Origin of the sequence: Lacticaseibacillus styriensis (assembly GCF_030770295.1) — a bacterium.
Taxonomy (GTDB): domain Bacteria; phylum Bacillota; class Bacilli; order Lactobacillales; family Lactobacillaceae; genus Lacticaseibacillus; species Lacticaseibacillus casei.
This window is the reverse complement of the sequence record NZ_CP132483.1, coordinates 2,652,662-2,670,666: the sequence shown is the minus strand read 5'-3', so window position 1 is coordinate 2,670,666 and position 18,005 is coordinate 2,652,662. Positions and strand designations below refer to the sequence as shown.

The following is an 18,005-nucleotide window of genomic DNA, read 5'->3' as shown; positions in this document are numbered from 1 at the left end:
CGCTGACGCAAATTATGCGTGAGTGGTCGGTTTGACTGCGTGAATGGGAATCGCAATTTCAGTGACGAACACCTCATCCTCATATTGGCGGTTGATCATCCCATCGTACTTGGCGACGAGCTTATTCACCCGCCGAATCCCGAGGCCGCGTTTATCGCTTTTGGTAGAGGCATATTGATAGTCAATGACTTGGTCAGCCGGGCGGGTATTGGTGACAGAGATGTAAAATTGTTGCTTCACAATGCCGATATAAAGACGCAGCTGGCGCTTTTCATTAGCTGGCTGTTCACTGATGGCTTCAATGGCGTTGTCCAGCAAGTTGCCTAAAATGACCACCAAGTCCACATCTTTGATAAGCGGCGTGTTCCCCACGATTACTTTTTCGTTAACCGGAATCTGCAGGCGTTCGGCTAGTGTGAGTTTCGCGTTGACAATGGCGTCGAGCATGGCATTGCCGGAGTGGACGAGCGGATCAACGGCGTCCAGTTTATCTTCCAGTTCATCCAAATATTGGCGCGCGCCGGTCGTGTCTTGGTTGTCTAGGTAAGCTTTTAAAGCCTGCAGGTGGTCATGATAATCGTGCCGCCAGCCGCGCATGTTCGCGTACAGCTCCTGCACTTCCTGCGAGTACTGGGCCATCATTTTGTCCAAACTGCGCGCAAACACCGCATCCTGATCGCTGAGAAACTGGCGAATCAAGACAAATTCCAAGCTGCCTGCCAGAACCGTGCCGACGAAAAGTAAGATGCGCACGATCGGTTGCGGCCAAAGCCACCAGCTGCCAAGTGCAACCGCGACGATGGCGAGATTCAACCAGCGGACTGGCCAATTTTGCTGGCGGCGAAAGATCCACCATAACTGCCAGCAACAGCCCACTGTCAGCAACAGAAACGCGACGAGGCCGATCCAATCATTCACTGTCATCTGTCAGCCCCCGGAAATGTTTGAAAAAGGCTTGCTTAACCACCGGCGCCTGTTGTCGGGAAACCGGATAAGACGTCCCATCGGCCATCACAACGGTGTGGTGATCGAGCTGGGATAAAAAGTTGAGGTTGATGACGATGGACCGGTAGATTTGAATAAAGTTGTCGTCTAACTGGGGCAATAAGTCTTTTAACTGGCCGCTCACGGTGTACGTTGTTTTCTGAGTATGGACTTGCAGCCGATGATCGGTCACTTCGATGGCGCTGATGTCGTAAAGCGGCACCCGGGTAAGGCCGGTGGACGTTTGCAGCGGCAACAATTTAGGCTGTGTGCGGGCTGCGGTTTTGTCAATCAGATGCTGCAGCTTCTCTTTGGTGAGCGGTTTGATGATGTAGTCAATGGCGTTGACATCATAGCCATCGAAAACGAACTCGTCGTAGTTACTGACAAAAGCGATAGCGGTATCAGGATCGTGTTGGCGGATTTTTTTGGCAAGCGACATGCCGTCCATCCCCGAGCCGAGCTTGATGTCCAGCAAAAGAAGATCCGGCGTCTGTTCGGCGAAAAGAAACTGTTCCGCACTTGCATAAGCCGCCACCTGCAATGGCTGCGATGGCCGGGCCAATTGTTGAATCAATTTAACGGTTGCTTCGCGGGTCGCTGCTTGATCGTCAATAAGTGCAATGTGCATCTGGAATCATCCCTTTAGCCAGTATGCTTCTATTTTACCGCAATGATGTGCGTGTTCGAGTTATTTGGCTGATTTTCGGAGAATGTGGGTCGGTAGAAAAATCGAAATCCCACAAAGAAAAAAGTTTGGGAATAATTTTCGACTGCAAAATAAAAGTGAATCCACTTTAATTTTGAAAATGGGTTCACTTTTTTTCGTTAATATAGATAATTTGTTAGGAGCCTTGAAATTTAGTGCCAAGGCGGAGCAATCGTAGGCCAGATGGGGCTCAGTGGTGAAATTGTACTAGCTGGGCGGTCTTCCCAGCGTAGTACAAGGCCGAGCTTTGAGACTCAGCCGGTTTTGCTGAGGCTCAAAGTCGTGCCCACCACGTTCCAGCCCCAGCTGGCCGGAGATTGCGGAGTTTGGCACGGCATGGAAATTTTAGCCTAATTATTTTCTGAATGAGGCTGAGACTCAGTTTCAGAGAAGGCACCCGCTTAATGCAAAGCAATCTTCAACGCCAGCTGCTTATTGGCACCTGCTGACAAGGTGGTGTTGCCAAGCTTGGTGTACCAGTCGGATGGTTCGCCGGCTTGGTCAGGCAGACCGTCAAATGGCTCAACGGCAATGAATGGTGCCTTTTTATGTTCAGGGCTCCAGATGGTGAGGTAAGGGAAGTCATTGATATCGAGCGTGACGCTGTGATCGTGGTGCGGGGATGATAGGGTCGCTTTCATGATTTCGCTGTTGGCGAGGATAACCAAGCCCCCATCTAGCAACTCGTGCGTCAATGGCAGTTTATTACTTTCTGCGCCGGGAATGTCCTCGACGTCGCCATTACGGAACGGCACCGGGCCGATGCCGAACCGCTGCAAGGGACTATTCAGCGGTTCAACCGTAAGATCATAATCATCAAAGCTGCCATCAGCCTTTAACGCCACATTGAACGCCGGATGGAAGCCTAGTGCAAACGGCATTGAATCCTTGTCGTCATTGGTCACGGTGTAATGAATACTGAGCCCGTCTTTGGTCAACATGTAGGTGACGGCTAACGTATATTTAAACGGGAACTTTTTCAACGTCTCGGCGCTTTGATGTTGCGTAAAGGTCACCGCTGAATCACTTTTATCGCTAACGTCAAAATCGTAATCCCGGGCAAAGCCATGTTGGCTCATCGGGAATGTTTTGGCTCCTAGGCGATACTGATCCTCATTCGATTTACCAATCGCAGGGAAAAGAATCGGGGCATGGCGATTCCAAAAAGTTTTGTCGCCGTTCCAGATGTACTCATAGTTGTCACTTTTGTTGACTAATGACTGTAACTCAGCACCGCGTTCGGCAATGCCAGCTTTGAATTGATTATTTTCAATTGTGATCAAACCTAACTACCTCCTAGTATAAGAAAACGCATTCATCTACTAGTCTACCACTGTGCCGGTGGGCTGCAATGGTTGGCGCGGATTTATGCATGGCGCTATTGATCAGCACGCATTCACCAAATAAAAAAGAACCGGCCTGTTTGGTTCGGCCAGTTCTCCTATTTACTTATTTATCAGAACTAACCTTCAACCTTGTTGGTCCAAGGAGTGGCGGTTTCAGCCAAAACCTTGTTCAAACGATCGATGTTAGCTTTGCCATCGGTTTCCAGCCACTTCTTGCCGGCAGCTTCGCCTTCAGCAGCAAATGGCTTAACGCCTGGCTTCCAGGTTGCCCGGCCGCAAAGGACACCATTAAAGGTTGAACCTGCTTCCTTGGCGAATTTGAGTTCTTCAAGGAACAATTCGTTGGAAACACCAGCAGACAAGAAGATGAATGGCAGATCCGTTGCATCGGATTGTGCCTTATAGTACTTAGCAGCTTCTTCTTTGCTGTAAACCGGGGTCACACCTTCGTCGGTATAGCCTTCAACAAACTTCTGGTCAACCGGAACTTCAAGCTTCAAAACAGAAACGTTGTATTGCGGCTTGCTGAATTCCTTGGTGATCTTGATAACCTTTTCCGGCTTAGCCTTGGCCCATGCAGCAGTGCCGGTTTCGTTGGTCTTACCATCGTAAGAAACCAATTCAAGGAACAACGGCAGGTCGTTGGCCTTAGCTTCAGCACCGACACGTTCAACAAAGGCATATTTGCGATCGTTGATTGAGTCTGGTTCGTCTGGATCAATGTACAGCAAGAACTTAACCGCGTCGCCGCCTTCGTTCTTGATGCGCAATGCACTCTGGTTGTCGATCAAATCAGGGAAGCGGCCAGGTTCGGTGGCATCGTAGCCGGTCTTTTCATAAGAAAGTAACAGACCGGACTTAGGATCGCGCACCTTGGCAGCCGGTAAGCCATATTCTGGATCGAGCAGAATGGCACTGGCGTATTTGGTTAATTCTTCAGAAACAGCCTTTTTGAAATCAACGATGGTGGTTTCATCAGCCGGCTTATTGGCAGCGGCTGCAAGCATCTTCTTCAGGGAACCGCGTTGGTCGATGGCCAAAGCGGAAATCACATTGTCATCATTGGACAATTGCTTCAAATGTGCTAACTGACCAGCAGTAAGTTTAACAGACATGTAAAAATACCTCCTAGGTAATCCTTAAATGTTCAGTACAAACTCAGTATAGAACAAAATGACAACAATAAACATTTTTCGCCGAGGATTTTCATGAAACTCCAAGAAAATGGGTGAATAATAGAAGCTTTAACCAAAAGTGGAACCGATCATGAGGGACAGCAAGCGGCGTGCTATACTCTAACCATATCGAGTTTATGAAAAGATAGGTGAAAGGCTTGGCTGAATTTAGCACAACCCCGTTGGTTTATTTTTTAAACACGCCGACGCAAGAAGATTTTTTTAATGTCATCAGTCACGAGCTCGTGGCCCAAAAGGTGATGCTGCCAGCGGGCGAAGCGGCACTGATCGCCCGGGAGCAGACGTTTCCGTCCGGTATGCAGCTGAATCAGATTGCCGATCGGCTGCCAAACATTGCGATTCCGCATCTGGAAGGTGATTTAGTGCAGCAAGGGCGATTGGTCGTGGTTCACTTTGAGATTCCCGTTGCGTTTAAGGATTTGGCAGACGTTAGCCGCATACTGCCAGTTGAGTGGGCGTTTATGTTAATGAATCCCGTCGCTAAGGAGCAGCCAATGCGCATCGCCCAGTTGATCCGCGCGTTGACCCAGTCACCAGTGGCGCAGTTGCAACACTTGTTTGCCGCTAAGAAGCCGAGTCAGGTGATCCGTTTGTTGCCGCCATTAATGGCAGAAGCAGAAAGAAAGCAGTGATTGCATGAATATTTTCGATTCGCATACCCACTTAAATGACACCCCTTATCGCGGCAAGGAAGCCGACTACATTGAAGCAGCGCAGCAGCTAGGCGTGAAAAAGATGGCAATTGTCGGCTCCGATACAGCGTTAAATGCCGGCGCTTTGACGTTAGCCCATGAGTATCCCAACTTATACGCCATTGTCGGCTGGCATCCCGAGTCGAGTCAGGATTACGATGCAGCAAAAGAGGCGTTGCTGCTAAAGCAGTTGGCGGATCCCAAAGTGGTGGCGTTAGGGGAAATCGGGCTGGATTATCACTGGGACACCTCCCCGCGCGAGATCCAACGCCGCGTTTTTCGCCGTCAGCTAGAATTGGCTCGTTCCCTGCACATGCCGGTGTCGATTCATAGCCGGGATGCGTTTGAAGATACTTACGATATTTTAAAAGCAGCGCATGTCGAGCAATTTGGCGCGATTATGCATAGCTTCACCGGTGATGCCGAATGGGCGCGACGCTTTTTGGACTTGGGTCTGTACATTTCTTATTCCGGCATTGTCAGCTTCAAAAATGCGCCGGAAGAGCATGCCAGTGCCAAAATCATTCCCAGTGACCGCTTATTGGTAGAAACCGATGCGCCATACTTGACGCCGACACCGTACCGCGGCCGGCAGAATCAACCGGGCTACACGCGTTATGTAGTTGAAGCTTTGGCAAAATTACGCGACACCACCGCAGAGGTCATTGCCCAACAGACTTGGGACAATGCCCACCGAATTTTCAGATTAAAGGAAGACGCATGACAACCATTAAACAAATTGTGGTCGTAGAAGGCCGCGATGATACAAAAAGACTAAAAGAAACTTTTGGCGATATTGATACCATTGAAACTCGCGGCAGTGCAATTGATGACGCCACTTTGGCGCGCATTCGCCAGGCTCAGGCCAAACGCGGGGTGATTGTCCTTACCGATCCGGATTTTCCCGGTGAGAAGATCCGCAAAACAATTTCGCGGGCCGTTCCTGGCGTGACTCACGCTTTTTTGCCGCGGGCAGAAGGCGTCCCGGCACATAAAGGGTCGCTGGGCATCGAACATGCGACCCCGGCAGCATTACGGGCAGCGCTTCAGCATTTATTTACCGAAGTGCCGGATGCGCCACAAATCATCAGCCAGCAGGACCTGTTAGCTGCGTATTTGATCGGCGGCACAGACTCGCGGCAGCGGCGTGAGCAGCTGGGCGAGTTGTTGCACATCGGCTACACAAATGGCAAACAGCTATTACGCCGCTTGACTGAGTTCCGTATCAGTCGGGCTGCCTTTTTTGCAGCACTGGATCAAGTGAATGGAGGCCAGGATGACCATGCATGAAAAAGTCGCACAGCCGGCAGTGACCAATGCCATTTTAAAGCGCCACGGGTTTCGCATGCGCAAAGGCTTAGGCCAGAACTTTCTGACCGATCCGCAGATTTTGCAAAAAATTGTCGCGGCTGCCGATTTGTCGTCACAGGATGATGTGATCGAAATCGGACCGGGCATTGGCGCTTTGACCCAGTTTCTTGCCGAAAGCGCCCATCAGGTGGTGGCGTTGGAAATTGACGAGCGCCTGCTGCCGATTTTGGCCGAAACGCTGGCCGATTATCCTAATACTGCAGTGGTGAATGAAGATGTTTTGAAAACTGATTTAAGCGCGCTGGTGGCTGAACATTTTGACGGGAAGCATACCCTGAAGGTGGTTGCCAATTTGCCGTATTACATCACGACGCCGATTTTGTTGCACTTGCTACGGGCACGGTTGCCGCTGCACAGCATGACTGTGATGATGCAAAAAGAAGTAGCAGCGCGGCTGAGTGCGGCGCCGGGGTCAAAAGATTACGGCAGCTTGAGCATTGCTGTGCAGTTGGTGGCAGATGTAACGACAGCTTTCACAGTCAGCCGCCATGCCTTTGTCCCGGCCCCTAATGTCGATTCGGCGATTGTGACGTTAACCCAACGATCCGAGCCATTAGCAGACGTCACAAACCCAGACAGTTTCGATCGCTTGGTACGCGGCGCCTTTGCATCCCGACGGAAAACGCTTTGGAACAACCTTGTTGCGTTATTTGGCAAGGAAAACAAGCCAGCGATTCGCACAGCACTGGCAGCTGCAAACATTGCGCCGGAAACGCGCGCCGAACAGTTGGCAATTGCCGACTTTGCCCGGCTGGATACGGCGTTGCGAGGAGAAGGGCTCGGCGTGCGCGCTGACGCCTGACGTGACGCATTTGCTACGCGTTTATTATTGCTTGCGATTAATAAGAGTGCGTGGTATAATTGCAAATTTCTTGCTTTCGTGTTAGAATGCTATTTAAGAGGTGAAGTGCATGCCAATCACACTAGCAAGCATCAAACGGAAGCTCGATGGGAAAATCGGTGAGAACTTAACGGTCGTTGCACAAGCTGGACGCAAGAAAGTGACGCGGCGGCGGGGGACCTTGAAGGAAACCTATCCGGCTATTTTTGTGGTCGATCTTGACCAAAGTGAGAATGCGTTCGAGCGTGTCTCTTACAGTTACGCAGATCTTTTGACCAAGTCAATCAAGATCACCTTCGAAGGCGAAGAGAAAGCGTCATAATTTCAGATAGTAACCGACGATTAAATCGTTTATTTCAGGAGGCCTTGGTGCATTTGCATCAGGGCTTTTTGCTTGCCGTTAACTTCTAACGCCGTTTTTAAAATCCGACAATGAAAATCACAACGCAAAACAGTATACTAAAAATAACTATACGGTGGATGCATGCAACGGCGCTTGTAGCTAGACTTTGGTAGCTATAAAGGTATGCATCGCCAAAGACTGGTGGTTAGCATGGAACTAATCGAAAAAGCACCCGCCAAGATTAATCTCAGTTTGGATGCCTTGTATCGCCATGCTGACGGCGAACATGAGTGGCAGATGGTGATGACATCAGTCGACTTGGCTGATTATGTGACGATTCAACCGAGCCGCACGATCAAGGTTTCCACGGACAGCGGCTTTTTACCGGAGGATCCGCGCAATCTGGCTTATAAAGCGGCACTGGCGTTACAACGTCATGCCAACATCCGCCAAGGTGCGCGGATTCATATCGAAAAACATATTCCGGTTGCGGCTGGACTGGGCGGTGGATCAAGTGATGCCGCTGCTGTGTTGCGCGGCCTGAATTCACTTTGGGAGTTAGGCTATAGTCGTTCGCAATTGGCGCGTATCGGGTTGAGTGTCGATAGCGATGTCCCGTACTGTGTTTATTCGGAGACGTCGCTGGTTACGGGACGTGGGGATGTCGTGACGCCGTTGGGAAGTTTGCCCAACTTTTGGGTGGTGTTAGCTAAGCCGCGCGTATCAGTGTCAACGCCAACCATCCTCAATGCGATTGACTATCAAGCCGGGCTTGAACATCCGGATACCCAGCGTGTCGTCGCCGGGATTCAAAATCACGATTTTAATCAAATGATCAGCGGTATGGGGAATACTCTGGAGAAGATTACGGCCAGTCGGTATCCCGAGATGACGGCGCTTAAACATCGGTTAGAGAAGTATGGTGCCGAGATTGCCCAGATGTCCGGCAGCGGCCCGACCGTGTTTGGCCTTTGCCAGAAACATTCGCGGGCGATGCGCGTTTACAACAGCATGAAAGGCTTCTGCCGCGAGGTTTATTTGTTGCGGCCGTTTTGTCTGCCCGCAAATGGTCGTGGGCTTAGGGGTTGATTTTTAGGGATCACTAAACCATGATGGATGAGGAAATGAGGCATTGACGATATGGAACAGGTTCAGCCAAACAAGGCATTTTTTTGGGGCATTCTGCTTAATCTGATTTATATTATTGCTGAAATTGCTTTTGGGATCGGGATCGGTTCGGTTGCGTTGGTCGCGGATGCGATTCACAATATGAGCGATGTTTTAGGCTTGGGGTTGGCGTGGTTTGCCGAGTGGCTGTCGAATCGCCATCCGACGGTACAGCGTACATACGGTTACAAAAGTTCATCGATTCTGGCCGCTTTGGCAAATGCCGCCTTTTTGCTAGTGGCAATGGGCGCGATCATTGTCGAAGCGATTACCCGGCTGTCGCAAAATGCGCCGGTTGAAGGCGGCTGGATGATGCTGGTTGCCGGTGTCGGGATTTTGGTCAACGGCGCGACGGCAGTCCTTTTCCACAGTGGTTCGCAGCACGATCTGAATATTCGCGGCGCGTTCATGCATATGGCAGCCGATGCGGGCGTTTCGCTGGGTGTTGTGTTAGCCGGGGGCTTGATCATGCTGACAGGCTGGGAATGGCTTGATCCGGTCATGTCGATTGTGGTTGCCATTGTGGTCTTGATTGGCACCTGGAACTTACTGCGGGATGCGGTCAACTTGGCTATGGCGGCCGTTCCCAAGGAAATCGACCCGATTGCCGTTAAAACGCTGGTCAATGCGTACCCGACCGTTGCTTCGTGCCACGATCTGCACATCTGGGCGCTTAGCACAACTGATGTGGCGCTGACGGTCCATGTGGTTCGGACAACACCAGAAGGCAACGACGCCTTTCTAGACGCCTTGAGCCTGTCGTTGCGGGAGAGCTTTGACATCGCGCACACGACCATTCAAGTCGAATATGGTCCGTACTTGCCGGATAACAAGATGGAAAATCCTTACTGAACGCTTAGCATTTCGTGAGTGAAAAAGGTTCCGAGCCATAATTCGAGCGCACTGTTCTCGGTCTTCCAAACTTAGGCCAAATTAGGGAAGCCGAAGCAATGAGTTCCGTGCCGTGCCAAACTGCGCAATCTCCGGACAGCTGGGGCTGGAACGTGGTGGGCACGACTTAGAGCCTCTGCAAAACCGGCAGAGTCTCTAAGCTCGGCCTTGTTGTAGGCGGGGCAAAAACCGCCCCGCCAACAACAATGTCACCACTGAGCCCCATCTGGCCTACGATTGCTCCGCATTGGCACTACGATCTTAATGTTCTTAGCGAATTAGTTATTCGAAAACTAAAGACGAAGCCACTCCCGATTTTTTGGGAGCGGCTTCGTCTTTACATTGCGGCCACGAATTATGGCACGAAATGTTCTTTTACGCCTTCTTGATGTCTATCAGCTGATGATTACCGTAACTGCTTTTGATCATTATAAAAGCGTGAATAACTGCGATAAACGGCAATGAAGCTGCCGAGGCTTGTGGCTCCCAGTAACATGAAAGTGACCATGATTTGGTACATAATGGCTTTTGTTGGATCGATGCCGGCAAAGATCAGACCGGACATCATGCCGGGTAAGCTGACGAGTCCGACTGTTTTCGCCGAGTCGATCGTTGGCGCCATGCCGGTTTTGATCGCGTTGACGATGAGTTTTTGACTGGCCTGTTTGAGGGTGGCGCCCAAAGCGAGGCGTTCAAGGACTTGCGGCCGCAGATCCGTGAATTCGGTGTTCAGACTGCGGTATGCCAAGCCGGTCGCCACCATGACATTACTGGCAATCATGCCACTAATCGGCACGATCTGGGCGGGAATGAAGCGGATGGCGCGGACAGAAACTAGCATGATCAGCGTGAGCCCGGTTGCGGTGGTGACGGCGAGCAAGCTGGTGACAAAGGCATCGGGAATGGTGCCAGCCCGCTTTTTGGCGTTCCACGCCGCGTTGAAAATAATAATGGCGACCATAGCTAACGTTAACCAAACCGTGTTGACTTTAATGATATAGGTCAAGACAAAGCCGACAACGGTTAGCTGGATGACGGCGCGCACGACACCAACGATTAAGTCTTTGGTCATCCCCAACTCTTCTTTTAAGTTGATCGTTAACGCAATGACCACTAAGATTAACGCCAACAAAAGCGCTAAGGGTGATACAATTAACTGACTATTCATGCGGTTGGCACCTCCTCAAATTGGCCATCTACCAGTGTCATGAGGTTCTTTGCCATGTGCAGTTCCCCTTCGTCATGGGTCACGCTGACGAGGGTGATCCCCTTTTTGTTTTGGCGGTCCAGCAGGTCGTGAATCACGGCTTTGGTGTCCGGGTCCAGTCCAGTCGTGACCTCATCCAGCAGCAGGACTTTAGGTGGAAAGAACAGATGGCGCAATAAGGCAACACGCTGGCGTTCACCGCCGGACAGATTTTGTGTCGGTGCGTCAAGCATGCTCTTCGCCAGGTCGACGCTTTCCAGTGCCGCTTCAGCTTGTTCACGCGGCATTTCAGTGTTGCGAATTGCGAATGGAAAACGCAGATCATCGGCGACAGTGGCGCCAAACAAGGCAGGTTGCTGGGCGCAATAAGATACCTCCCGCCGATAAAGAATCGGATCGTAATCAGACTGAGGCTTGCCATTATACAAAATCGTGCCGCTTGTTGGCGTCAGTAACGTGGCAAGCAAGCGCAGCAAGGTACTTTTACCCGACCCGGAGTGCCCGGCAATGGTAAGATCAATCCCCCAAGGAATGTCTAAATTGATATCATTCAGGATAGCCGTTTTTGTCGGCGCGAAAGTCATGTGGTGTAATTCAAAAGCATTCATACTTTTCCCTACCCTTCTTTGTAACCATTCTAATATAGAAATGGGTGGGAGGCCACTGATACGACTCGCGAGGCAGCAGGGGTCAAAATGAACAAATGCGAACGTTCGGTGAGAAAATCGAGTCAAAGGGTCGAAATTTTCGGTAAAAGCATTTATACTGGGTAAGATTATCATGTAATGTTAACACAGAGCTAAATATTCGGAGTTAGGAGCGGGATTAATGAAAGTAAGACGCAGTGATCGCTTGATTGATATGACGAGGTACTTGTTAGAACGGCCGCATACGCTGATACCGTTGACGTTTTTTTCTAAGCGGTATGAAAGTGCCAAATCCTCGATTAGTGAAGATCTGGCAATCGTAAGACGAACCTTCGCGCAACGGCAAACCGGGATTCTTGAAACGGTTCCGGGAGCGGCAGGCGGTGTGCGGTACATCCCGATCATGGGTGAAGATGAGGCAGAAAACTTTATTTCCGCCATGGCTAAACGGCTGTCGGAAACCGATCGCTTGTTGCCAGGCGGGTATGTTTATCTTTCGGATTTGCTTGGAACGCCAAGTGTGTTACGGCAAATTGGCCGGTTGATTGCCACCCAGTATCGCGATGCCAAGGTTGATGCGGTGATGACCGTCGCGACCAAGGGTATTCCCATTGCCCAAAGTGTTAGCCAGTATCTGAATGTGCCGTTCGTGATTGTGCGGCGTGATTCCAAGATTACTGAAGGCTCGACAGTCTCCGTCAACTATGTCTCCGGATCATCGGCGCGGATCGAGAAAATGGAGTTGAGTAAGCGCAGTCTTCCGGCAAATTCGCGGGTACTGATTGTCGACGACTTCATGAAAGGCGGCGGCACGGTCAATGGCATGAAGGCGTTGATTGACGAATTCAACGCCGAAATGGTTGGCATCACCGTCTTTGCGGAAGGCAAGTTTGATGGCGATCGGATGGTCAATGAATATACTTCACTGATTCGGGTTGATAAGGTCGACACCAAGGCGAACACCCTCCATGCCACTGCCGGGAACTTTCTTAGTCAGAATCAGCAGCTGCTTGAGGTGAGCCATCAATGAGTGCTTACCTCGGGCCGGTTAAAACGGCACTGATCACGTTTCCATTTTTAGCATTGGTGCTTGCACTACCGTTTCTGGTGATTGTTTATCGGCGCTACGGTGCGTTTAGCTGGTGGCGTGCGATTGTGATCTATTCGTTCATATTTTACCTATTATCGGCTTATTTTTTGATTATCTTACCGCTCCCATCACGCGAGGCGGTTGCGCAGTTTACCGGGCCAAAATATAATCTGACCCCGTTCATGGCTTTGCGCTACTTTATTCACACGACGGTCTTTTCCCCGACTAACCCGCACACGTGGTTAGCGGCGTTGAAACAATCCGCGTTTATCCAGCCCTTCTTTAACGTCGTCTTGACGATCCCGTTCGGCTTTTATCTGCGCTATTATTTCAAGCGCAGTGTACCGCAGATCATCATGATGAGTTTTGGCTTGAGTCTTTTCTTTGAACTGACTCAGTTGTCAGGGCTGTATGGCATCTATGTGCGGCCGTATCGACTGTTTGATGTGGACGATTTGATTCTTAACACCACCGGCGGCTTGATTGGCGGCGTTTTGGCCCCGATTTTCATGCGGGCGTTGCCATCTCGGGATACGATGGATGCCAAAAGTCAGGCGCGTGGCGTTCGAGTGACGTTGATGCGCCGCCTGGTTGCTTTTTTCATTGATTTTATAATATTAAGCACCATCGTTGGCTTGATGATCAGGTTCCTGTTCCATTTACTAGGGTTAGCGCAGTTGCCGGACTTTTTGAGCGAAATGGTTTTACCGCTGCTCTTTGTTTTCGTTATCTGGCCCGCCTTTAATGATGGGCAAACCTTAGGCAAGGGGCTTGTTCGGATTAAAATCGTTCGTACTGATGGCCGGCCGGTTGGTTTTTGGCGGCTCTTATTGCGAGAAGGCTTGTTATATGGTGTGGCCTATTCAAGTCTGATTGGGTTCAGCAACTTTCTCATCGAGTATTTTGGAGAGGGACATCGAACCGAGATCAATCTTGCTGCGCTGGGATTTTTCGGCATTTTGGCGATGTTGTTTATTCTCAACTTTATTTGGGAAACGATCACCCGGCATTATCGGTTCTTCTATGATGCGTGGGCGGACACGACTCAGATTAGTACGTTGAAAGTGTCGGATGATGTTAAGCAACATGCGGCTGAGAATGAGCAGTAAGGGTAGTTTTTTAGGCAGATCCGTTGTGAGGCGGGTCTGTTTTTGTTTGGAGTTTGAGAGTGTGGATGGGGGTTGGTCTCAAAAAGTGTTTACTGGACTAGGGAGCTTGCACATAAGGGTCTTAGTCGCAATAGCTTAAGCTTGACGTAGTATGTCAGAGGCTATTGGGTTCTCTGCGGCTTTCTCAAACGCGCTCACCGGCGCAGAAGTCTGCGTATAAGGACCTTGGGCGCGATGGCCTAAGCCCGGGCCTGAGTTTTCCGATACAAAAACGCGCTCACAGTCGCAGAAATCTCCACATAAGGGCCTCAAGCCTAAATGGCCAAAGACCAGCCATTTAGGCTTGAGGCCACTTATGCTCCGATTTCTAAGCGCTCCTGCTCGCGCTTTACATAACGCGCTCACTGGGCCAGAAACCTGCACATAAGGACCTTGGTCGCAATGGCCTAAGCCCGGGCCATCACGCCCAAGGCCGCTTATGTTTCGGTTTCTAACCGGCCCAGTTCACGCTCACTTGTTGTCACCGCATTCGCGCTGGTCTATTATGAAATAAGACAATTAGGAATGGAGCTTTAGCATGTCAAAGAAATTCACCATCATTCTTGCGGCCGGTAAGGGGACGCGGATGAAGTCGAAGTATTATAAGGTTTTACAGCCGGTTTGTGGTAAGAGCATGGTTGAGCATGTGGTGAGTCAGGTTGAAGCGATTCATCCGGACGCCATTGTGACGATCGTGGGGCACGGTGCCGAAGAAGTTGAGAAAACGCTTGGGGACCGGACTAAATTCGTTTTACAAGAAGAGCAACTTGGCACCGGTCATGCGGTTTTGCAGGCTGAGCCGTTATTAGGCCAAAAAGACGGTGCCACGCTGATTATCAGCGGTGACACGCCACTGTTTACCGCGAAAACGTTAAATGATTTATTTGCTTATCATGAAGCTAAGGGTGCAAAAGCCACTATTTTAACGGCCAATGCACCTGACCCGACTGGCTATGGCCGAATTATTCGGGATTCTGACGGTAATGTGATTAAGAATGTCGAGCAAAAAGATGCCACCCCGGAAGAGGCACTCATTTCCGAGATCAACACAGGCGTTTACGTTTTCGATAATCAGTCGCTGTTTAAGGCACTGCATTCGGTTAAGAACAACAATGCCCAAGGTGAATATTATTTGCCGGATGTTCTCGGTATTTTGCGTGAAGCCGGTGAAAAGGTAGCCGCATATCAAATGCCGGATTATACAGAATCGCTAGGCGTCAATGATCGGGTCGCGCTGGCCAAGGCGACTCGGATCATGCAACAACGGATCAACAAACAGCATATGCGCAACGGCGTTACCTTAATCGATCCGGCAACCACCTACATTGATTCAGATGTTCAAATTGGCGCCGACACCGTGATCGAACCGGGCGTTTATTTGAAAGGTAAGACCGTGATCGGCGAAGATTGCCACATTGGCACGCATTCCGAACTCGTCGATGCCACTCTGGAAAATGATGTAACGGTCACGAGTTCAACGATCGAACACGCCATCATGCATGCCCACAGCGACATCGGTCCGAACTCGCATTTGCGGCCGGATGCTGACATTGGCGAATATGTCCATTTGGGCAACTTTGTGGAAATTAAGAAGGCCAAAATCGGTGCACGCACTAAGGTTGGCCATCTCACATATGTCGGCAACGCAACACTCGGTACTGACATTAACGTAGGGTGCGGCGTGGTATTCGTCAACTATGACGGGGTCAAAAAGTGGGAAAGTACCATCGGCGATCATGCATTTATCGGCTCCAATTCGAATATCGTTGCGCCGGTTGAAGTGGCAGACCACAGCTTTATCGCGGCCGGATCCACTATTACCAAAGACGTACCGTTTCACGCAATGGCCATCGCTCGTGCCCGGCAAACAACCAAAGAGGATTACTGGAAACGGTTGCCGGTCGCGAACGATCCAGATTGGAATTAGGTTATAATTCGTCTCATGTGCTTGCTTTTTTCCGTCAATCCGCTAAGCTTTTTGTGGAACAATTTTTCGCAGCCTATAATATTTCGTGGAGGAACATATGTCTGAGCAATACGGTGACCCGAGATTAAAGATTTTTGCCTTGAATTCGAACAAGCCGTTAGCAGAAAAAATTGCTGCTGAGGTTGGTGTCAAGCTGGGGAAGTCCTCAGTGAAACGTTTTAGCGATGGTGAGATTCAGATCAACATCGAAGAAAGTATTCGTGGGGATGATGTTTATCTGATCCAGTCGACATCCAGCCCAGTGAATGACAACTTGATGGAATTGCTGATTATGATTGATGCGTTGCGGCGGGCATCTGCCCACACCATCAATGTTGTAATGCCTTACTACGGTTATGCGCGGCAGGATCGCAAAGCGCGTTCACGCGAACCGATTACGGCGAAACTGGTAGCCAACATGCTTGAACGCGCGGGTGCGACCCGTGTGCTGGCACTTGACTTGCACGCCGCCCAAATTCAAGGCTTCTTCGATATTCCGGTGGATCACCTTGTGGGCGCGCCTTTGTTGGCTGACTACTTCTTGCGTAATCATTATGACGGTGCCGACACTGTTGTGGTTTCGCCCGATCATGGCGGTGTTACCCGCGCCCGTAAGTTAGCGGAATTCCTTAAAGCGCCAATTGCCATTATCGACAAGCGGCGTCCGCGGCCAAACGTTGCTGAAGTCATGAACATTGTTGGTAATGTGACCGGCAAGCAATGTATCATCATCGACGACATGATCGACACTGCCGGCACCATCACGCTGGCGGCTCAAGCCTTAAAGGATGCCGGCGCAACTGAAGTGCTGGTTGCCGCAACTCACGCCATTTTCTCTGGCCCAGCGGTTGAGCGCTTGACCCACTCGGCCATTGAAAAGGTCGTTGTCACTGACTCAATTAATTTGCCAGCTGACAAGCACATGGACAAACTCGACGTTGTTTCGGTTGGCCCATTGATGGGTCGTGCCATCATGCGGATTCAGGAGAACCGTTCCGTTACACCGTTGTTTGAGAATCGGTTTACGAAATAATTTAAAAGATTTGATGCTTGTTGAGGCTTCCCTTTCGACAAGCGGGATATTCAGTAAAATAAGTATTTTAAAAGTGGTCGGCATAACCTTGCATTTTGGTTGTGTCGGCCACTTTTGCTATCTTCAACTAAAGTCGTCGTTTATATATGTGTCAACAATCTTCAAAGTGACGGCATTAAAGCAATTTTAGGAAGATCGTCGCGATGATAACGGATGCGACCGAGACCGTGGCGAATCCGCCAACTAACATCTTTGGCATCATTTGTTGCGTTAAGTATTCTTCTTCATCTTCAGTAGTGGCCACCGCGCTGGCAACTTCGGAAGTCAAAATATAATCGGCGGGGAATCCGAACAGCGCCGTCAACGAGCATGAAAAGGCCATTTGCCAGGACATGCCAAATGGTTTAGCCAACACACGAGAGGCTAGGAACATACCCGAAACGCCTAAGACAATGAGCACTGCGATTTGCAGCACAATGCTGGCCAGAACCGCCGGCGTGGTTGCACTAAGTTGCCCGAAAACATAAGCGAGCAGGCCATACATCAGCCAGTTAAAGACGCCTGCTTTATTCAACGCGTTATCTTCCAAAAAGCCGATTTGGTGGGCAATGACACCGAAAATCAGACATACGACATTTGAATTAATGACATTGTGAGTTAAGGTGCCGAAACCCATGGCCAACACGCCGACGATCGCAACTCGCGCCATGATAAACGCACTGGTTTGATAGGGGGTAGGCAGTTTTATCATCTTAGGACGGTTATCCCCCTTTTCTTCAGCGCCGCGACGCATTTTGGGAATGGATGGATCGAGCTTGCTACCGTTAGCGCGGAATTGCTTAAGGAGTCGGTGACTTTCCTGCTTCAACAGTACGGAGGTTAGCGGATAGCCAACGACTGAATGGATGACGAACATCGCAACCGGTAAAGCGACCAACGTTGTTAAACCTTGAGCCTTCAACCCACTGGACATGAGTAAGGCAGAAACCAGTCCGCCAGTTAACGGTGGTACCGCAGCGACGACGGTTTTCCAATCAAAAATAAGCGTTCCCAATGTTAAGGTCAGCAGTAAAGTTCCGCAAACGCCAAGCAATGCAATGCAAACGGCCTTCCACTGGGCAAGCAACTCGCGCAGATTCATCAGCGTTCCGAGATGAACCAACAAGAGTGCGATGCAGATGGTGATGAATCCCGAGCCAAAAGAAGCCGTTGCCACAACATTTTTAGGTAAAACGGTCCAAAAACCGATGACGAACAGAACCGCAGTGATGAAGACGGAAGGAATGAAGGCTCTAGTGGCGGCGGCAACCCACTCGCCAACAGTCATAAAGACCATGACAACCGTAAACGCAATTAAGAAATTCATAAGCATCC

18 protein-coding genes are annotated in these 18,005 nt (G+C 50.1%); 11 read left to right on the top strand and 7 right to left on the bottom strand.

Features of this window, described 5'->3' with window-relative positions; genetic code table 11:
- Positions 1-12: 12 nt before the first annotated feature.
- The 4 genes from LACSTY_RS12610 to LACSTY_RS12595 form a co-directional block, all read right to left on the bottom strand.
- Positions 13-924: a sensor histidine kinase gene (locus LACSTY_RS12610; protein WP_087912872.1), complete on the bottom strand. Its 912-nt coding sequence runs from the start codon at positions 922-924 to the stop codon at positions 13-15.
- Positions 911-1,615, bottom strand: a complete 705-nt coding sequence (locus tag LACSTY_RS12605; RefSeq protein ID WP_087912871.1) for a LytR/AlgR family response regulator transcription factor — start codon at positions 1,613-1,615, stop codon at positions 911-913. The genes LACSTY_RS12610 and LACSTY_RS12605 overlap by 14 nt, the downstream gene beginning before the upstream one ends.
- 479 nt (positions 1,616-2,094) lie before the next feature.
- The gene (locus tag LACSTY_RS12600; RefSeq protein ID WP_087912870.1) at positions 2,095-2,976 is read right to left on the bottom strand and encodes an aldose 1-epimerase family protein; all 882 of its coding nucleotides are present in this window, start codon (positions 2,974-2,976) and stop codon (positions 2,095-2,097) included.
- A 179-nt stretch (positions 2,977-3,155) separates the two neighbouring features.
- Positions 3,156-4,154 carry a tagatose 1,6-diphosphate aldolase gene (locus LACSTY_RS12595; protein ID WP_087912869.1) on the bottom strand — a complete coding sequence of 333 codons (999 nt, stop codon included), beginning with the start codon at positions 4,152-4,154 and terminating at the stop codon, positions 3,156-3,158.
- 218 nt (positions 4,155-4,372) lie between these two features.
- Between LACSTY_RS12595 and LACSTY_RS12590 the strand changes: the two genes are divergently transcribed.
- The 7 genes from LACSTY_RS12590 to LACSTY_RS12560 all read left to right on the top strand — a co-directional run bounded on the left by LACSTY_RS12590 (position 4,373) and on the right by LACSTY_RS12560 (position 9,501).
- Positions 4,373-4,867 carry a PTS sugar transporter subunit IIA gene (locus tag LACSTY_RS12590; RefSeq protein WP_087913301.1) on the top strand — a complete coding sequence of 165 codons (495 nt, stop codon included), beginning with the start codon at positions 4,373-4,375 and terminating at the stop codon, positions 4,865-4,867.
- Between the two features lie 4 nt (positions 4,868-4,871).
- Positions 4,872-5,651 (top strand): TatD family hydrolase, encoded by a 780-nt coding sequence (locus tag LACSTY_RS12585; RefSeq protein WP_087912868.1) that lies wholly within the window; start codon positions 4,872-4,874, stop codon positions 5,649-5,651.
- On the top strand, positions 5,648-6,217 hold the full coding sequence (gene rnmV / locus LACSTY_RS12580; protein ID WP_087912867.1) for a ribonuclease M5: 570 nt from the start codon (positions 5,648-5,650) through the stop codon (positions 6,215-6,217). The genes LACSTY_RS12585 and rnmV overlap by 4 nt, the downstream gene beginning before the upstream one ends.
- Positions 6,204-7,100, top strand: coding sequence for a 16S rRNA (adenine(1518)-N(6)/adenine(1519)-N(6))-dimethyltransferase RsmA (gene rsmA, locus LACSTY_RS12575; RefSeq protein ID WP_087912866.1), 897 nt, complete (start codon positions 6,204-6,206; stop codon positions 7,098-7,100). Before rnmV ends, rsmA begins: the two co-directional genes overlap by 14 nt.
- Positions 7,101-7,209: 109 nt before the next feature.
- A complete protein-coding gene (locus LACSTY_RS12570; protein ID WP_010490958.1) occupies positions 7,210-7,461 on the top strand; it encodes a Veg family protein in 252 nt (83 codons plus the stop codon).
- A 231-nt stretch (positions 7,462-7,692) separates the two neighbouring features.
- Positions 7,693-8,571: a 4-(cytidine 5'-diphospho)-2-C-methyl-D-erythritol kinase gene (gene ispE, locus LACSTY_RS12565; RefSeq protein ID WP_047107122.1), complete on the top strand. Its 879-nt coding sequence runs from the start codon at positions 7,693-7,695 to the stop codon at positions 8,569-8,571.
- Positions 8,572-8,622: 51 nt separating this feature from the next.
- Positions 8,623-9,501: a cation diffusion facilitator family transporter gene (locus tag LACSTY_RS12560; RefSeq protein WP_087912865.1), complete on the top strand. Its 879-nt coding sequence runs from the start codon at positions 8,623-8,625 to the stop codon at positions 9,499-9,501.
- Between the two features lie 445 nt (positions 9,502-9,946).
- On the opposite strand, the gene LACSTY_RS12555 is transcribed toward LACSTY_RS12560, so the two are convergent.
- Entirely contained in the window at positions 9,947-10,708 is a 762-nt protein-coding gene (locus LACSTY_RS12555) for an ABC transporter permease (RefSeq protein ID WP_087912864.1), read from the bottom strand.
- Positions 10,705-11,355, bottom strand: coding sequence for an ABC transporter ATP-binding protein (locus LACSTY_RS12550; RefSeq protein ID WP_087912863.1), 651 nt, complete (start codon positions 11,353-11,355; stop codon positions 10,705-10,707). The genes LACSTY_RS12555 and LACSTY_RS12550 overlap by 4 nt, the downstream gene beginning before the upstream one ends.
- Before the next feature lie 220 nt (positions 11,356-11,575).
- On the opposite strand from LACSTY_RS12550, the gene purR reads away from it, so the two are divergent.
- From purR to LACSTY_RS12530, 4 genes are all read left to right on the top strand, one after another.
- The gene (gene purR, locus LACSTY_RS12545; RefSeq protein WP_039639926.1) at positions 11,576-12,424 is read left to right on the top strand and encodes a pur operon repressor; all 849 of its coding nucleotides are present in this window, start codon (positions 11,576-11,578) and stop codon (positions 12,422-12,424) included.
- Positions 12,421-13,593 (top strand): VanZ family protein, encoded by a 1,173-nt coding sequence (locus LACSTY_RS12540; RefSeq protein WP_087912862.1) that lies wholly within the window; start codon positions 12,421-12,423, stop codon positions 13,591-13,593. Before purR ends, LACSTY_RS12540 begins: the two co-directional genes overlap by 4 nt.
- 577 nt (positions 13,594-14,170) lie before the next feature.
- A complete protein-coding gene (gene glmU, locus LACSTY_RS12535; RefSeq protein WP_087912861.1) occupies positions 14,171-15,559 on the top strand; it encodes a bifunctional UDP-N-acetylglucosamine diphosphorylase/glucosamine-1-phosphate N-acetyltransferase GlmU in 1,389 nt (462 codons plus the stop codon).
- A 97-nt stretch (positions 15,560-15,656) separates the two neighbouring features.
- Positions 15,657-16,631 carry a ribose-phosphate diphosphokinase gene (locus LACSTY_RS12530; RefSeq protein WP_003567718.1) on the top strand — a complete coding sequence of 325 codons (975 nt, stop codon included), beginning with the start codon at positions 15,657-15,659 and terminating at the stop codon, positions 16,629-16,631.
- A 175-nt stretch (positions 16,632-16,806) separates the two neighbouring features.
- On the opposite strand, the gene LACSTY_RS12525 is transcribed toward LACSTY_RS12530, so the two are convergent.
- Positions 16,807-17,997, bottom strand: coding sequence for a hypothetical protein (locus tag LACSTY_RS12525; RefSeq protein WP_087912860.1), 1,191 nt, complete (start codon positions 17,995-17,997; stop codon positions 16,807-16,809).
- Positions 17,998-18,005: the final 8 nt, after the last annotated feature.

What these genes read in the sequence shown, in the direction of transcription:
- LACSTY_RS12610 (WP_087912872.1), bottom strand. Translation starts at nt 924, where the DNA reads ATGACAGTGAATGATTGGATCGGCCTCGTCGCGTTTCTGTTGCTGACA.
- glmU (WP_087912861.1), top strand. Translation starts at nt 14,171, where the DNA reads ATGTCAAAGAAATTCACCATCATTCTTGCGGCCGGTAAGGGGACGCGG.
- LACSTY_RS12525 (WP_087912860.1), bottom strand. Translation starts at nt 17,997, where the DNA reads ATGAATTTCTTAATTGCGTTTACGGTTGTCATGGTCTTTATGACTGTT.
- LACSTY_RS12530 (WP_003567718.1), top strand. Translation starts at nt 15,657, where the DNA reads ATGTCTGAGCAATACGGTGACCCGAGATTAAAGATTTTTGCCTTGAAT.
- LACSTY_RS12555 (WP_087912864.1), bottom strand. Translation starts at nt 10,708, where the DNA reads ATGAATAGTCAGTTAATTGTATCACCCTTAGCGCTTTTGTTGGCGTTA.
- LACSTY_RS12585 (WP_087912868.1), top strand. Translation starts at nt 4,872, where the DNA reads ATGAATATTTTCGATTCGCATACCCACTTAAATGACACCCCTTATCGC.
- LACSTY_RS12570 (WP_010490958.1), top strand. Translation starts at nt 7,210, where the DNA reads ATGCCAATCACACTAGCAAGCATCAAACGGAAGCTCGATGGGAAAATC.
- purR (WP_039639926.1), top strand. Translation starts at nt 11,576, where the DNA reads ATGAAAGTAAGACGCAGTGATCGCTTGATTGATATGACGAGGTACTTG.
- LACSTY_RS12560 (WP_087912865.1), top strand. Translation starts at nt 8,623, where the DNA reads ATGGAACAGGTTCAGCCAAACAAGGCATTTTTTTGGGGCATTCTGCTT.
- LACSTY_RS12540 (WP_087912862.1), top strand. Translation starts at nt 12,421, where the DNA reads ATGAGTGCTTACCTCGGGCCGGTTAAAACGGCACTGATCACGTTTCCA.
- rsmA (WP_087912866.1), top strand. Translation starts at nt 6,204, where the DNA reads ATGACCATGCATGAAAAAGTCGCACAGCCGGCAGTGACCAATGCCATT.
- ispE (WP_047107122.1), top strand. Translation starts at nt 7,693, where the DNA reads ATGGAACTAATCGAAAAAGCACCCGCCAAGATTAATCTCAGTTTGGAT.
- LACSTY_RS12550 (WP_087912863.1), bottom strand. Translation starts at nt 11,355, where the DNA reads ATGAATGCTTTTGAATTACACCACATGACTTTCGCGCCGACAAAAACG.
- LACSTY_RS12605 (WP_087912871.1), bottom strand. Translation starts at nt 1,615, where the DNA reads ATGCACATTGCACTTATTGACGATCAAGCAGCGACCCGCGAAGCAACC.
- rnmV (WP_087912867.1), top strand. Translation starts at nt 5,648, where the DNA reads ATGACAACCATTAAACAAATTGTGGTCGTAGAAGGCCGCGATGATACA.
- LACSTY_RS12595 (WP_087912869.1), bottom strand. Translation starts at nt 4,154, where the DNA reads ATGTCTGTTAAACTTACTGCTGGTCAGTTAGCACATTTGAAGCAATTG.